Source organism: Tessaracoccus flavescens (assembly GCF_001998865.1).
Lineage (GTDB): Bacteria > Actinomycetota > Actinomycetes > Propionibacteriales > Propionibacteriaceae > Arachnia > Arachnia flavescens.
In genome coordinates, this window is sequence record NZ_CP019607.1 from 2863858 (window position 1) to 2878299 (window position 14442).

Consider the following 14442-nt stretch of genomic DNA (forward strand, 5'->3'; position numbering starts at 1 on the left):
TCAGTCGGCGATCAGCACCGCGTCGATGCTCGGCAGCGACTCCGGCGGCCACTCGCCGCGCGAGACGGAGCGCAGGTGTTCCACATCGACCTCGCCGACCTCCCATTCGGCCTTCAGCGCATGATCGCTGAACACGAGGATCCGGTCGCTCAGCAGCTTCAGCTCCGCCTCGTCCGAGGTTGCGAGCAGCACCGCAGCCCCGCGGGCCGTCACGTCGTCGAGCAGGGCAAGGAAGTGTTCCCGCGCTTCGAGGTCGAGCGCCTGGGTCGGCTCGATCAGGACGAGGAGGCGGGCATGCTCCGCTGCCACCTCGCGCAACTGCTGCCAGCGCCGCTGACCGACCGACTGTGGGGGCCGGTTGAACAGCCTGCTGGCCGCCGTCTCGGCCTCCCTCAGGGCGAACAGGATCTTCGTCGTCTCCTCGTATTCGGCGTCGAAGGCGTCTTCGGAGGCGTGCCCGTGGTTGAGCATCATGAGGTTGCGGGCGAAGTACGACTCGGCCGATTCGTCGATGCCCCCGGACACCACCGCGATCCGCAGCCGGCTGGCGTCGCGGTGCGATCGGATCTTGACCTCGGTGCCCTCAAGCCGCACCGATTCCACCTCGAGCGGCGCCTCGCCGGTCAGGGAGGCGAGCAGTTCGGTGATTCCCGCGCCCCTGGCCCCGCTCAGCCCCAGCACCTCGCCGCTGAGCACGTCGAACGACACCGGGTCCGAGCCCAGTTGCAGGCCGCGGACGCTGAGCGCCACGCGGCCGGTGCTGTGTGCGCGGTGCGGCTGGAGTTCGACCACCCGGTCGAAGACGGCCTCGCTGAGGCTCTCCTCCGTGGCGGTGAGCGTGCTGACCACCTGCGAGACCCGGCCGTCGCGCAGCACGGCGATCCGGTTGCACAGGTCGATCGCCTCACCGTGCCGGTGGGTGATGTAGACGATGGTGGTGCCTGCCTCGTTTGCGCGCCGGATCAGGTACCGCAAATCCTCGACCTCGCGCGCGTTGAACGTGGTGCTGACCTCGTCGATGAGCACGAAGTCGCGCGGGTCGGCGAGCAGACGGACCAGCTCGACCATCCGCTGCTCGGCGTCGGAGAGGTCGCTGAGCCTGTCATCCGGGTCGACGGCGATGCCCGCCTCGATCAGCACGCGCCGTGCCGCCTCACGGCGCTCCTCGACGGGGGAGTCGTCGGGGGCGTTGCGGAAGAGGGCGTCGACGACGCGCTGCTCCTGGTCGAGATCGAGCTGCTGTTCGATGATGCCGACGCGCGCCGGATCCCAGGGCCGGCCGAAGAGCAGCATCTCGCCGCCGTCGGCCTGCTGCCTGCCAGCGAGCACCGCCGCGAGCGTCGACTTGCCGACGCCGTTCTGGCCGATCAGCCCCAGCACCTCGCCGGGACGGATGCTCAGGTCGATGCCCTTGAGCACCCGGTTGTCGGCGAACGCCTTTTTCACGCCGTGCACCTCGACCGCTGCCGAGGGCTCCTGCCACACATCCTCGTGATTCATGATGCCCGCCCTTCATGCTCAGCAAGCCGCCTGTCGCGTTCCTGCAGCGCCCTGCGGAGCGCCTCCGCCTCGCCGAGCTGGCCGTCGAGCCGGTCGCTCATGGCGGCGAGCTCCCGCTGCAGCTGGGTGTTGTGATCGGCCAGCTCGTCGATCCTGTGCTCCAGGTTCGGCACGGTCGTGTCCCATGCCGTCACCGCGCCGGTCTCGAGCCTCGAGATCTCCATGTCCCGTGCGGCCAGATTGTGTTCCAGCTCCGCGACGCGGGCGTTCCTGCTGCGCAGCTCCTCACGCAGCGATGCCACGGCCGGATCCTCGGTGGCCTGTGCCTCCGTCGTGCGGCGAAGCGCCTCGAGCTCCTCCCTGCTGCTCGCCAGCTCCGCGTTGCGCTCGTCCAGCTGCTCCCGCAGCGTCTCCGCCCGCCGCTCCGCCGCCACCGCCTGGGCGGCTGCCGCGACGTGGTCGGACTCTGCGGCGACGCGGTCGGTGTCCGCCGCAAAGGTGTCGGCCTCCAGCCGTGCGTTGAGCCGGTCGATCTCCAGGTCCCGTTCGCGCAGGTCGGCCTCTTGCCGCGCCAGGTCGGTCTCGGTCATGGCGTCCTCGGCGCGGGGTGAGCGCTTCGCCGTCAGCCGGCTGATCAGGAATCCGAGCAGGACCCCTGCGATCACGGCCACGAGCAGGATCAGCAGCACCTGCATCCTGACCAGGCTCAGTGCATCCAGCATCAGTCGACCTCCTCAATGACGATCTCCACGCGGCGGTTTGCGGCCCGTCCGACAGCCGTCGAGTTGTCGCCGACCGGCCTCCGGTCGGCCTGCGACTCCACCCTGATCCGGTCCGCGGTGACGCCGCGCTGCTGCAGAGCAGCGGAGGCCGCCTCGGCGCGGGACAACCCGAGCGCGAGTCGTTGCGGCGGGGTCAGCCCGTTGTCCGTGTGCCCGCTGAGGCTCACCCTCAGCGTCGGGTGCGCAAGCAACAGCGCCGCCGCCCGGTCGAGCGAGCTCCCCGCGTCGGCGGGAAGGGCCGTGCTGGCTCCGTCGAAGAGGATCGGGGGCACCGACAGGTCCGCAGGGACGGGCGCCGGTGAGGAAGGCGGCGAGACGGTCGGGGAGCCAGGGGCGGTGGGGGTCAGGGTCGCGGAGGCGGCGCTCGGTGTGGGTGAGGGGCTTGCCAACGCTGAAGCGGGACTTGAGGGTTGGTTTACCGGTGTGGCCTGGGGCGTAGCCGATGTCTGCGGCTGAGCAGGGTCGGCCTTGACGGTGCGCGCGCCTGGCAGGTCGCCGAGCAGGGACAGGGCCTCCTCGACGGCCGCGGCGTCGTCGGCGCGCACCAGGAGGTCCCGCCCCGATGCCTCGACGGTCGCATCGATCGACCGGCTTGTCAGACGCGATTTCGCCTCGCGCTCGAGCCCGTCCTCGATCTGCCCGGACAGCCACAACGTGCCGGGTCCGAGGGTCGCCACGAGCGCCACCGCCGACGCGATCGCCAGGCCGATGGTCCCTCGTGTTGTCGAACTGCCCACAGGTGCCTCCCCAGCGCGACATGCTAGCCAAAGGAGCGCTCACTGTGGCTGCGCGGAGGAAGTCGTAGCGGGATTTTGTCTTCTGCTGACAACATCTGCTCGCGCTGGCCCCCCGCCGCTGGCATGATCAGGTCACAAACGGGGGGAGTCTGATCGTCCCGCCGTTCCTGGGAGAGAAACGAACGAAAGGCCGATCACCATGTCCATGGGCCAGCACCAGTCAAGCAAGTCCGCCGATCTTGCGCAGATCATCACCTCGATGCACCGCGCCATCCCCGAACTGCACGGCGTGATGATCGCGTCGGTCGACGGCCTCGCCGTCGCCCACGACTTCCCCGAGGCTGACGCCGAGCGCATGGCGGCCATGGCGGCCACCGCCCTCGGCCTCGGCACCCGAATCACCGAGCGCACCCGTCTGGGCACACTCGCCGAGGCGGTCATCCGCGGCGAACAGGGCTACCTGGTGGTCTACTCGGCAGGAACCGACGCCGTCCTCGTGCTGTCCGGGCCGATCGACTCGAACCTCGGCCTCATGCGCATCGAGGCCCGCGTCGCCGCCGTCGAGATCAAGCAGATCCTCGGGCAGGCCTGAGCATGGAGACGATGCATGAGATCGCGCGGGAGGCGATCAACCAGGTTCCCCCGGAGTGCCGGGTGCTTCCGGAACACACCGAGGTCATCGCCCGCAACGCGGACGCCCTGCTGAGCCTCACGCCCGAGGTGATCAACGGCTTCTACGAGACGGTCTACGGACACGCCCCGACGGCCGCGATCTTCCATGAGGGGGAGCGCCCGATGCGCGAGGAGTCGCTCACCAACTGGTGGGAGCGCACCGTCCGTGGACCGATCGACGAGAACTACTGGGCCTGGATGTCGATGGTCGGCCTGATCCACGTCATCCGGCGCGTGACCAATCCGATGATGCTGTCGATGACCGACTTCGTCGCCGGCTACGTCAGCAACAACGCCCACCGCCTGAATCTCGACCCCGACGAGCAGCGCCGCCTCGTCGACGCGCTGCGCCGCCTGGCGGGCATGACCGGCTCGGTCATCACCTGGGGATACGACCACGCCGTCAGCGCCGCGCTCTTCGAGGTCGCGGGCATGCCGGAGGCTCTGCTCGCGCGTCTCCGTGACGCCGAGATCAAGACCGCGCTCGTCGACGCGCGCGAAGAGGTCGGCAACGGCTGAGTCTCACCCACCGTCGGCCTGGCAGCGGGGGCACCACCAGATGATGCGCTCCTGCCCGGCCTGCGGGTCGGCGACGCTCGTCGCGCCGCCCAGCGCGGCCTTGACGATCCGCGTCCCGCAGCGCAGACATGGCCGGTTGGCCCGCCCGAACACGAAGGTGGTGTTCCCGCGGCGCTGATCGCCGGTGAAGGTGCGCACCGGACTCTCGAGGTTCGCGCGCATCAGCTTGGCCGACAGGTCGACCACCGCCTCGACGTCGACCTCCCTGACCGGCTTCGCAGGATGGATGCCGCGCAGGAAGCAGACCTCTGCCCGGTACTCGTTGCCGATGCCCGCGAGATTGCGCTGGTCGAGGAGGGCCTCACCGATGCTCCGGGTGTCAGCGCCGACCCGCCGCACCGCCTCGTCGCGGCCGGTCGGCTGCCACCGCCCGGCCGTGAGCCAGTCGTCCGCAAGGAGATCTGGACCCAGCCACGCCGTGCGGTTCTCGTACTCGGCCGCCGGCCAGAGTTCGATCAGCCCGAGGTCGTGCCCGACCAGTTCGACCCCGCCCGAGACCCGGATCACGATCCGGGCCGTGTGCGCGGGAAGCGACCACCTCGAGCCGACCGCGTGGATCCGCCACGTGCCTTCCATCCGCAGGTGCGTGTGCAGCACCAGGTCACCCACCTGCCAGAAGAGATGCTTGCCGTGCGGCCAGACGCGCCGGATCTGTCGGCCGCTCAGGTCGGCGGTCGCGAGTTGAGGGACCCTGAACTGGGAGTGCTCGACGGTGCGGCCCACGAGGGGCTGGAGGCGCTGCGAGAGCCGCCACACGGAGTCGCCCTCAGGCATGGGAACCCTCGATCGAGACGCCCTTCGGGGTGATCCGGGCTCCCGCCGCGAGGAGGGTCTGCTCGAGCCCGCTCGCCCCCACGCGTTGACCGTCGATCTCCTCGATCCGCACCCGCTGCATCCGGGACTCGGCCACGGCGCGACGCACCGCTGCGACCACGAGCGAGGCATTTGTCTCGCGGTCCTCCCCGAAGAGGGTCAGCACGCGGCCGCCGCGCGTGAGGTGGGCGATCAGCACGCCGTCGGCGATCACGACCATGGCCCCCGCGGCCCGCGACGGGCGCGCCGTCGGATGTTCGGGCCAGGGAAGGACGCTGCCGTAGGGGTTCGCGGGGTCGAGCGCGGCGAGCAGCACGGGCACCGGGTGTTCCGCGCCGGAGGGCCAGCGCCCCTGGTCCGGCGAGTCGGCGAACCTGCGCACCTCGCCGATCACCTCCTGGGTGCTGAACTGGGCGCCGCCGAGGCCCTCGACGAGGTAGCCGCGCAGCACCTTTCCTGCCGCCTCCAGTTCGGCGAGCAGCCGGTAGGCCGCCGCGAACCCGCCGGGGGTGCCGTCGGCCGTCACACCCCCCCTGGTGATGACGCCGAAGCGCGACAACCATGACGAGGCCAGCCCCAGCGCGCGTTCGGCCGCGGTGAGTTGCGGGTCGCGCACCCGGTACCAGCGGCCCGAGACAGAGGGTGAGCTCGACCCTCCCGCAAGGGGGCGACCGAGCCTCGGAATCCGCGCCCTCCTGCGGGGCGAGGGCCGCGCCACCTTGTGGGCCGCCCTGCTCGGACCGCCGATCCGCGCCCGGACCGGTGCCATGGCCACGGGCGCGATCAGCCCGGCCTCCGCGGCGGCCCACCAGTCCTCGACCGAGAGCTCGGGGAGCTGGCCTACGAGGGTGGCGAACATGCCGTCGCTGTCGGCAAGCGCCTCGGCCACGGCGACGGGCGACTCATCCGCAGGCGGTTCGGGTTCCTGGAGCAGGTCCACGTCGTCGGAAGGGACGAGCGCGACGAGGGGGTCGTTCGGGCCCGCCGACCCGCGCAGCCTGACCACCACCTCCCCCTCGGCGATCAGCGCGTCCAGATGCGCGGGGGAGTACCCGGCAAGGCGCGCGGGCAGCACGTGGGTCTCCCAGGAGGAGGCGGGGAGGGCGGCACCTGCGAGCCGTTGCAGCGCGAGCAGCACCTCGTCCGGACCCGACTGCGGACGGTCGGTCAACTGGTGCGTGGAGGCGAGGAACCGTGCGTAGCCGGTCTGTGAGACGGGCTGCAGCTCGGAGCGCGCCCGGGCGAGCGAGCGCGAGCGCATCCGCCGCAGCACCTCGGGGTCGACGTACTCGAGCTCGCCCGCGGTGAAGCGGCCGACCACGAGGCGCCTCGCCGCGGTCTCGCGTTCGAGGACGAGCGAGACGGTCGCGGGGCCGAGTCCGAAGGCGGCGGCCACCGCGCCCGGGGCGAAGGGCCCGTTGGTGCGCGCGTACCTGGCCACGAGCTGGGTGAGCGGGTCGCGGCCCTCCGGCTCGGCGGGGGCCGAGAAGCCCGCAGGCACGGGGACGCCGAGGGCGTCACGCAGGAGGCCAAGGTCGGAGGCCGCGACCAGGTGCGGCCTTCCCGCCAGCTGGACGACCGCGACCCGTGAGCCGATGGCTTCGATCGCCCCGTCCAGATCGAGCCCGGAGATGTGTGCAGGCAGTTCGTCCAGCGGAAGCGGCCCCAGCAGTTGCGGGAGGTCCGCGAGCTGCTCGGACGTCGTCGCCCTGCGCTCCGGTGCGGTGTGGCGCAGCTCGGCGACCACCTCGGCCACGATGTCTGGGTCGAGCACCTCGCGCAGGTCGAGTGTTCCCAGCGCCGCTGCCAGGAGGTCTGGATCCATCGAAAGGAGCGCGGCCCGGCGTTCGGCGATCGGGGCGTCGCCGTCGTAGATGAAGGCCCCCGGATAGCGGAAGAGCAGGCTCGCCGCGAAGGGGCTGGGGCGCTCGGTCACCACCTCGACGAGACGGACCGAACCCGACCTCAGCCCGCGAAGCAGATCGATCAGCGCGGGCACGTCGTACACGTCCTGGGTGACCTCCCGCATCGTCTCGAGGATGATCGGGAAGCGCGGGTGGTGCCGGGCGATCTCCAGCAGGTGGGCCGCGCGCTGGCGCTGCTGCCACAGCGGCGCCCTCCGCTGAGGGTTGGGTCTGGGAAGCAGCAGGGCGCGGGCCGCCGCCTCGCGGAACCGGCTGGCGAACAGCGCGGTTCCGCCGACCTGCGAGGTCACGATCTCGGCGACGTCTTCGGGGTCGACGAGCAGGACATCGGCGAGACGGTCGACGAGGTCCGAATCGGGAAGGCGCAGCACGATCCCGTCGTCGCCGGCCACGGGGGAGACGTCCAGGCCGGTCTCCTGGGAGAGGGCAGCCGCGATCGCCGTCCCCCACGCCCCCAGCACGCGCCTGCCGAGCGGCGAGTGGATCACGACGCGCCAGTCGCCCAGCTCGTCGCGGAAGCGTTCGAGCACGACCGTGCGCTCGTCTGGGACGGTGCCGGTGGCGGCCCGCTGTTCGGCCAGATAGTCGTTGAGGTTCGTCTGCGTGTTGGCGTCCAGGTAGGTGCGCGCCAACCGCTGCGGGTCGCGGGAGGCCTCCCGCACCAGCTGCCCGATGTGTCGGCCGAGTTCGGTCGGCCTTCCCTCGTCCTCGCCGCGCCAGAAGGGCAGCCGTCCGGTGTTGCCAGGGGCGGGGGAGACCCGCACCTGGTCGCGCGTGATCTCCTCGATCCGCCACGACGAGGCGCCGAGGGTGAACACGTCACCCACCCGCGACTCGTGCACCATCTCCTCGTCCAGCTCCCCGACGCGGCGCGCACCCTGCTCGTCTCCGACCAGGAAGACGCCGTAGAGACCACGGTCGGGGATCGTGCCACCGGAGGTCGCGGCCAGGCGGAGCGCTCCGGGGCGTGGGTACAGCCGGTTGTCGTCGCCCACCACGACGCGTGCCCGCAGGCTGGCGAAGTCGGCGGACGGGTAGGCGCCGCTGAGCAGTTCGATCACGGAGTCGAGCAGCGAGCGCTCCATCCCGGCATACGGCTGCGACCTGGTGACGGTGGCGAACCACTCGTCGAGCTCGAGCCCGTCCTCCCCGGCGGCCGCGGTCGCGGCGACGCTCTGCTGGGCGAGCACGTCGAGTGGGTGGCGGGGGATCTTCAGTTCCTCGATCTCGCCGCTCAGCATGCGTTCGGTCGTGACGACCGCAGCAGCGAGGTCGCCCTTGAAGAGCGGGTACACGTCGCCCGCCGACACCGCGCCGACAACGTGGCCTGCCCGCCCGACCCGCTGCAGCGCGCTGGCGACCGACGGTGGCGCCGAGACCTGGATCACCCGGTCCACGGCGCCCATGTCGATGCCGAGCTCGAGCGAGCTGGTGGCCACGACGCAGCGCAGTTCACCCGACTTCAGGGCGGACTCGATCTCTGCGCGCTGCTCCTTGCTCACCGAGCCGTGGTGGGCACGGGCGATCACGAGCGGCGCGCCACGGACCGTGTCGACGGGCGCCATCACCTGAGCGGGCGGCCGCGCGGGGACCGGGGGAAGCGTCTCGGGTGCGTGCTCGGCGGCCCACATCTCGTTGAGCCGGCCGGTCAGCCGCTCCGCCGTCCGCCTGCCGTTGGTGAACACCAGCGTCGAGCGCCCCCTGGTGACGGTGTCGTAGATCCGCTGCTCGACGTGGGGCCATAGCGATGCGCCACCGGGAGAGTCGACCGTGACGGTGTCGGTGCCCGGCCCGGCAAGCAGCGGGTCGCTGACCTGCTCACTGCCGGGGGCGGGTCCCGGATCGGACAGGTCGGGGACGGGAACCCGCACCTGCACGTCCCACAGCTTCTCGGCCGGGGGCGCGACGATGCTGACGGGACGGTCCCCGCCCAAGAAGGCCGCGACCCGGTCGATGGGGCGCACCGTTGCCGACAGCGCGACCCGTTGCACGTCGTGGCCGACGAGCGCGTCGAGGCGTTCGAGGCTCAGGGCGAGGTGACTGCCGCGCTTCGTCCCGGCGACGGCGTGGATCTCGTCGATGATCACCGTGCGCACGTTCTCCAGCGTGTGCCGGGCTGAGCTGGTCAGCATCAGATAGAGCGACTCGGGCGTGGTGATCAGGATCTCGGGCGGATGGCGAAGCAGCGCGGCCCGCTCGCGCTGCGGGGTGTCACCGCTGCGCACGCCGACGCTGATCTGCCGCATGGGTCGTCCGAGACGCTCCGAGGCGAGCCGGATTCCGGTCAGTGGTGCCCGCAGATTGCGCTCCACGTCAACCCCCAACGCCTTGAGCGGAGAGACGTACAGGATACGGGTGCCCGGCTGTGGCTCACTTTCGTCGGCGAGGGCGTCGATCGCCCACAGGAAGGCCGCCAGCGTCTTGCCCGAGCCGGTCGGCGCCACCACGAGGGAGTGCCTGCCCTCCGCGATGGATCGCCATGCCTCCTCCTGAACCGCCGTCGGAGCGGGGAAGACGCTGGAGAACCACTCCCGGGTGGGAGCGGTAAACGGCGCCAGTGGACCTGTCATGCGGCAATCCTGCCACCGGCCACTGACGCCGTCTCGCGCGGTTGGGAGGAACTCAGGCGGTCTGCTCCTCCGAGCCGTCCGTGCTCCAGTTGACGTGGAAGGAGCCGTCCCGGTCGACGCGGCGGTAGGTGTGCGCGCCGAAGTAGTCGCGCAGGCCCTGGGTCAGTGCGGCGTTCAGGCGTGGTGCCCGCACCTGGTCGTAGTGCGCGAGGGCCGCCGAGAACCCGGGGACCGGAACGCCCGACTTCACCGCGGCCGCGACGACCTCGCGCCAGCCGTCCTGGGCGGAGGCAAGGCCCTCGGCGATCGACGGCGCCTCGAGCAGGGTGACCAGGTTGTTGGCCGCGTACTCGGAGCGGATCCGCTCAAGCAGGCGGGCCCGGATGATGCACCCGTCGCGCCAGATCTTTGCGACATCGCCGACGTTGATGTCCCAGCCGTACTGCTCGCCGCCCATCCGGATTTCGTCGAGGCCCTGCGCGTAGGCGACGACCTTGCTCGCCCAGAGGGCCTCGCGGATCTGGTCGATGAAGGCGTCGCGGTCGGGCACGACGATGGTGCCGTCGGGCCCGGACAGCGCGCGCTGGCAGGCGGCGCGCAGGTCGGGGGAGGAGGAGATCGCACGGGCGAAGACGGCCTCCGCGATCGCGTTGACCGGCGTGCCGAGATTGAGCGCCGACTGCACGGTCCAGGTTCCGGTGCCCTTCATGCCAGCCGCGTCGACGATCACCTCGACGAGTGGCTTGCCGGTGTCGGCGTCGACCTTGCGCAGGACCTCGGAGGTGATCTCGATCAGGTACGAGTCGAGGTCGCCGGTGTTCCAGGCCGCGAAGACGTCGGCCATCTCCTCGTAGGTGAGGCCCAGGCCCTTGAGCAGTTCGAAGGCCTCGCCGATGAACTGCATGTCTGCGTACTCGATGCCGTTGTGGATCATCTTGACGAAGTGGCCGGAGCCGTCGGTGCCGATGTAGGTGCAGCAGGGCTCCCCGTCGACCTTCGCCGAGATCGACTCGAGGATGGGGCCGAGCGCCTCGTACGACTCCGGCGAACCGCCGGGCATGATCGAGGGACCCTCGAGCGCGCCCACCTCGCCGCCGGAGATGCCCGCCCCGACGAAGTGGAGGCCGAGTTCGCGGAGCTTCGCCTCGCGGCGGCGGGTGTCCTCGAAGAAGGCGTTGCCGCCGTCGACGACGATGTCGCCCTCCTCGAGCAGCGGGACGAGGGCGTCGATGGTGGCGTCGGTGCCTGCCCCGGCCTGGACCATGATGATCACGCGACGGGGACGCTCGAGGGATGCGACGAAGTCGGCCAGCTCGTGTGAAGGGCGGAAGTCGCCCTCGGAGCCATGCTCCTGCATCACCGCATCGGTTTTCGAGCCGGTGCGGTTGTAGATGGCCACGCGATGCCCGTTGCGGGCGAGGTTGCGCGCCAGGTTGGAGCCCATCACGGCCATCCCCACCACGCCTACGTTGGCCAGATCTGTCATTAGCGTCCTCCGATCAGGTTCTTTGCCTCGAGACTACCGGGGGGAACGGGCCGTCCTTGCCCCGCCCGGGACGTGGTCGAAACCCCGCGGAGGCACGTCTCGGCGGCGTTGGTCACGAAACGATGAAGAAACGCTCAAAACGAGCGAGCACTTAGGCAAAAATTACGAGCGGTTCCAGTCCTGGAGGAGTGTCAAAATGCAGGGGTGACTTCAGAGCACAAGGCCAGACAGCAGATCACGCGATAGGAACGCGCACTTTGATCAGCGGCGGTAGGTCTCCCGGCCGCGCAGATAGGTCGCCTCGACCGGGTCGGGGAGGGTGCGCCCGTGGTACGGGTTGTTTCTGCTGAGGGACGCCGAGGCCGCGCGGTCGACGGTCGCGGTGCGGGTGGGATCGACGAGCACGAGGTTCGCCGGCTCGCCAACGGCGAGCGGTCGGCCCTGACCTGCGAGCGAGGCGACGCGGGCCGGGGCGTGGCTCATCCGGTCGGCCACTCCCGACCAGTCGAGTCGACCGGGGTTCAGCATCGTCTCCATCACGACTGCCAGCGCCTGCTCGAGGCCGAGCATGCCGGGGCGCGCGTCGACGAAGGCGTGGTCCTTGTCCTGGGTGGCGTGCGGGGCGTGGTCGGTGCCGACGACGTCGATCGTCTTGTCCGCGAGGGCCTCACGCACGGCCTCGATGTGCTCGTCGGGACGCAGGGGCGGGTTGACCTTGAAGGTCGTGTCGTAGCCGACGAGTTCCTGGGTGCTGAGCAGCAGGTGGTGAGGGGTCACCTCGGCGGTGACGTTGATGCCGCGGGCCTTCGCCCAGCGGATGACGTCGACGCCCTCGGCGGTGGAGACGTGGCACACGTGGAGCCGCGAACCGGTCGCCTCGGCCAGCTGCACGTCGCGGGCGATGATGCTCGACTCGGCGACACTCGGCCACCCGCCCAGACCGAGCCGGCCGGAGAGTTCGCCCTCGTGGCAGCAGGCTCCGGGCCCGGCGAGCGACGAGTCCTGCGCGTGCTGCGCGATCACCCCTCCGAAAGGCTTGACCCATTCGAGTGCGCGGCGCATGAGCTGCGGGTCCATCAGGCAGTGGCCGTCGTCGGAGAACATCGTGACCCTCGCCTCGGAAGAGTTCATCAGCCCGAGCTCCGCGAGCTGCTCACCGGCGAGACCCTTGGAGATGGCCCCGATCACGACCACGTCGACCAGGCCCGCGCGCAGCCCGAGGTCGCGGATGTGTTCGGCCTTCTCGGCGGTGTCCGTGACGGGGGTGGTGTTGGCCATGGCACACACGGCCGTGAAACCGCCGCGGGCGGCGGCCTGCGAGCCGGTGAGCACCGTCTCGGTGTCCTCGCGCCCCGGCTCGCGCAGGTGGGTGTGCACGTCGACGAGGCCGGGCAGCGCGATCAGCCCGTCGCAGTCGACGACCTGCGCGTCGGCGCCGGCGTCGTCCACGAAGACGCCTTCAGAGATGGTGAGGTCGGTGCGGGTGCCGTCAGGCAGCGTCACGGAGCGCAGCACGGTGGCCATGGTCAGTCCCTTCGCTCGTCGCCGGCGTCGCCCGCCAGCAGGTGGTACAGCACACTCATCCTGACGGCGACCCCGGCCGAGACCTGGTCGAGGATGATCGACTGTGAGGCGTCGGCGGCCGCCGACGAGATCTCGAGGCCGCGGTTCATCGGGCCGGGGTGCGCGATGCAGGCGCCCGGCTTCAGCTTGGCGAGTCGCTGCGCGGTCAGGCCGTACCCGGCGATGTACTCGCGCTCAGACGGGAAGAACCCGCCGCTCATCCGTTCGCGCTGCACCCGCAGCATCATGGCGACGTCGACGTCCGGGAGGACGGAGTCGAAGTCGTGGCTGACCTCGGCGTCCCAGTTCTCCACCCCTGGGGGCAGCAGCGTCGGCGGTGCGACGAGAACGACGGAGGCGCCGACCAAGTTGAGCAGCAGCACATTGGAGCGCACCACGCGCGAGTGCAGGAGGTCACCGGTGATCGCAACCCGCTTGCCTTCCAGATCGCCGAGCTCGTTGGCGCGGAGGTGGCGACGGATGGCATGCGCGTCGAGCAGGGCCTGCGTCGGATGCTCGTGCATGCCGTCGCCTGCGTTGATCATGGAGGCGCGCACCCAGCCCGCCGCCTGTCGCACCGAACCCGAGCCGGCGTGACGCATGACGATGGCGTCGACGCCCATCGCGTCAAGGGTCATCAGGGTGTCGCGCATCGACTCGCCCTTGCTGACCGAGCTTCCCTTCGCCGACACGTTGATCGCGTCCGCAGACAGCCACTTGGCCGCCAACTCGAAGGACGAGCGGGTGCGGGTGGAGTCCTCGAAGAAGAGATTGACGACGGTGCGGCCGCGCAGGGCGGGCAGCTTCTTGATCGGACGCGACTGGACGTCGTGCATCTCCTCGGCCGTGGCCAGGAGCATCTCGATCTCGTCGCGGCTGAGCTCCTCGATGCCGAGCAGGTGCTTCACAGTGCGCTCCGTTCGATGGTGACGAGGTCCTCGCCGTCGGTCTCCTGCAGCCGGACGCGGACGCTCTCATCCGCCGCGGTGGGGATCGACTTGCCGACGATGTCGGCCTGGATCGGCAGCTCGCGGTGTCCGCGGTCGATCAGGGTGACGAGTTGGATCGCGTGGGGGCGGCCGAGGTCGGCGAGCGCGTGCAGTGCGGCCTGGACGGTGCGTCCGGAGAAGAGGACGTCGTCGACCAGCACTACGGTGCGCTCGTCGATCGGCGCGGGGAGGATGGTGCGGCCCACCCGGCGGGTCGGGTTGGAGCGCAGGTCGTCGCGGTACATCGTGATGTCGAGCTGGCCGACCGGGAGCGGTTGGTTCTCCCGCTCCGCGATCGCCGCGAGGCGTTTGGCCAGGGGCGCTCCGCGGGTGAGGATGCCGAGCAGGATGACTCCCTCCGAGCCGTGGTTACGCTCGAGGATCTCGTGGGTCATCCGGGTCATCGCCCAGGACATGTCGTCGGCGGAAAACATGGCTCGTGGCTCGTGGTGCATTCGCATACCTCCCGAAGTCGATGGCGAATCTATCACCGCCGCACCGCGCGCCGCTCTTCCGCTAGAGTGCCCCCATGAACCTGCTGCCCCTCGAAGCCCTGCCAGGCTGGCCGGAGCCGACTCACTACTCGGACCTGTACATGTGGCTGCTGATGGTGATCGGCCCGCTGGCCTTCGGCGCCATCGTCACCCTGCTGGCGTTCGCGCCGCAACTGGCCCGCGGCTCCCGCAGGGAGAGCGACGAGGAATCGAAGGAACTGACCACCCTGGGCCAGTGACCCACCGACACCTGTGAGACGGGGCGTGCCGAGGGCGGCGCGCCCCGTTCGTGCGCGTTACAGGATCGTCTCAATCGACAAGTAGATTGCGTC

Annotated in this window: 12 protein-coding genes; 3 read left to right on the forward strand and 9 right to left on the reverse strand. The window is 70.4% G+C overall.

Annotated features, from left to right (window positions below):
• From BW733_RS13890 to BW733_RS13900, 3 genes are read right to left on the reverse strand one after another with little or no spacing between them, the layout of a single operon-like run.
• Positions 1-1500, reverse strand: a complete 1500-nt coding sequence (locus BW733_RS13890) for an ATP-binding cassette domain-containing protein (protein ID WP_077351383.1) — start codon at positions 1498-1500, stop codon at positions 1-3.
• Entirely contained in the window at positions 1497-2222 is a 726-nt protein-coding gene (locus tag BW733_RS13895; protein WP_077351386.1) for a hypothetical protein, read from the reverse strand. The genes BW733_RS13890 and BW733_RS13895 overlap by 4 nt, the downstream gene beginning before the upstream one ends.
• Positions 2222-3019, reverse strand: a complete 798-nt coding sequence (locus tag BW733_RS13900; protein WP_077351388.1) for an OmpA family protein — start codon at positions 3017-3019, stop codon at positions 2222-2224. Before BW733_RS13900 ends, BW733_RS13895 begins: the two co-directional genes overlap by 1 nt.
• Positions 3020-3224: 205 nt before the next feature.
• Between BW733_RS13900 and BW733_RS13905 the strand changes: the two genes are divergently transcribed.
• Together BW733_RS13905 and BW733_RS13910 are read left to right on the forward strand one after the other, a co-directional pair.
• Positions 3225-3611: a roadblock/LC7 domain-containing protein gene (locus BW733_RS13905; protein WP_237268208.1), complete on the forward strand. Its 387-nt coding sequence runs from the start codon at positions 3225-3227 to the stop codon at positions 3609-3611.
• A gap of 11 nt (positions 3612-3622) precedes the next feature.
• Complete coding sequence (locus tag BW733_RS13910; protein ID WP_202970214.1) at positions 3623-4210, forward strand: protoglobin domain-containing protein; 588 nt, start codon at positions 3623-3625, stop codon at positions 4208-4210.
• Positions 4211-4213: 3 nt separating this feature from the next.
• On the opposite strand, the gene BW733_RS13915 is transcribed toward BW733_RS13910, so the two are convergent.
• From BW733_RS13915 to pyrR, 6 genes are all read right to left on the reverse strand, one after another.
• Complete coding sequence (locus BW733_RS13915) at positions 4214-5044, reverse strand: DNA-formamidopyrimidine glycosylase family protein (protein ID WP_077351394.1); 831 nt, start codon at positions 5042-5044, stop codon at positions 4214-4216.
• Positions 5037-9578 (reverse strand): DEAD/DEAH box helicase, encoded by a 4542-nt coding sequence (locus tag BW733_RS13920; RefSeq protein WP_077351396.1) that lies wholly within the window; start codon positions 9576-9578, stop codon positions 5037-5039. The genes BW733_RS13915 and BW733_RS13920 overlap by 8 nt, the downstream gene beginning before the upstream one ends.
• Positions 9579-9630: 52 nt before the next feature.
• Positions 9631-11064, reverse strand: coding sequence for an NADP-dependent phosphogluconate dehydrogenase (gene gnd / locus BW733_RS13925; protein ID WP_077351398.1), 1434 nt, complete (start codon positions 11062-11064; stop codon positions 9631-9633).
• Positions 11065-11325: 261 nt separating this feature from the next.
• Positions 11326-12588 carry a dihydroorotase gene (locus BW733_RS13930; protein WP_077351400.1) on the reverse strand — a complete coding sequence of 421 codons (1263 nt, stop codon included), beginning with the start codon at positions 12586-12588 and terminating at the stop codon, positions 11326-11328.
• Positions 12589-12590: 2 nt separating this feature from the next.
• Positions 12591-13535: an aspartate carbamoyltransferase catalytic subunit gene (locus BW733_RS13935; protein WP_077351402.1), complete on the reverse strand. Its 945-nt coding sequence runs from the start codon at positions 13533-13535 to the stop codon at positions 12591-12593.
• The gene (gene pyrR, locus BW733_RS13940; RefSeq protein ID WP_077351404.1) at positions 13532-14077 is read right to left on the reverse strand and encodes a bifunctional pyr operon transcriptional regulator/uracil phosphoribosyltransferase PyrR; all 546 of its coding nucleotides are present in this window, start codon (positions 14075-14077) and stop codon (positions 13532-13534) included. Before pyrR ends, BW733_RS13935 begins: the two co-directional genes overlap by 4 nt.
• Positions 14078-14145: 68 nt before the next feature.
• Here pyrR and BW733_RS13945 point away from each other — a divergent pair, with 68 nt between their 5' ends.
• Positions 14146-14349 carry a hypothetical protein gene (locus tag BW733_RS13945; RefSeq protein ID WP_077351406.1) on the forward strand — a complete coding sequence of 68 codons (204 nt, stop codon included), beginning with the start codon at positions 14146-14148 and terminating at the stop codon, positions 14347-14349.
• The last annotated feature ends 93 nt before the right edge of the window (positions 14350-14442 follow it).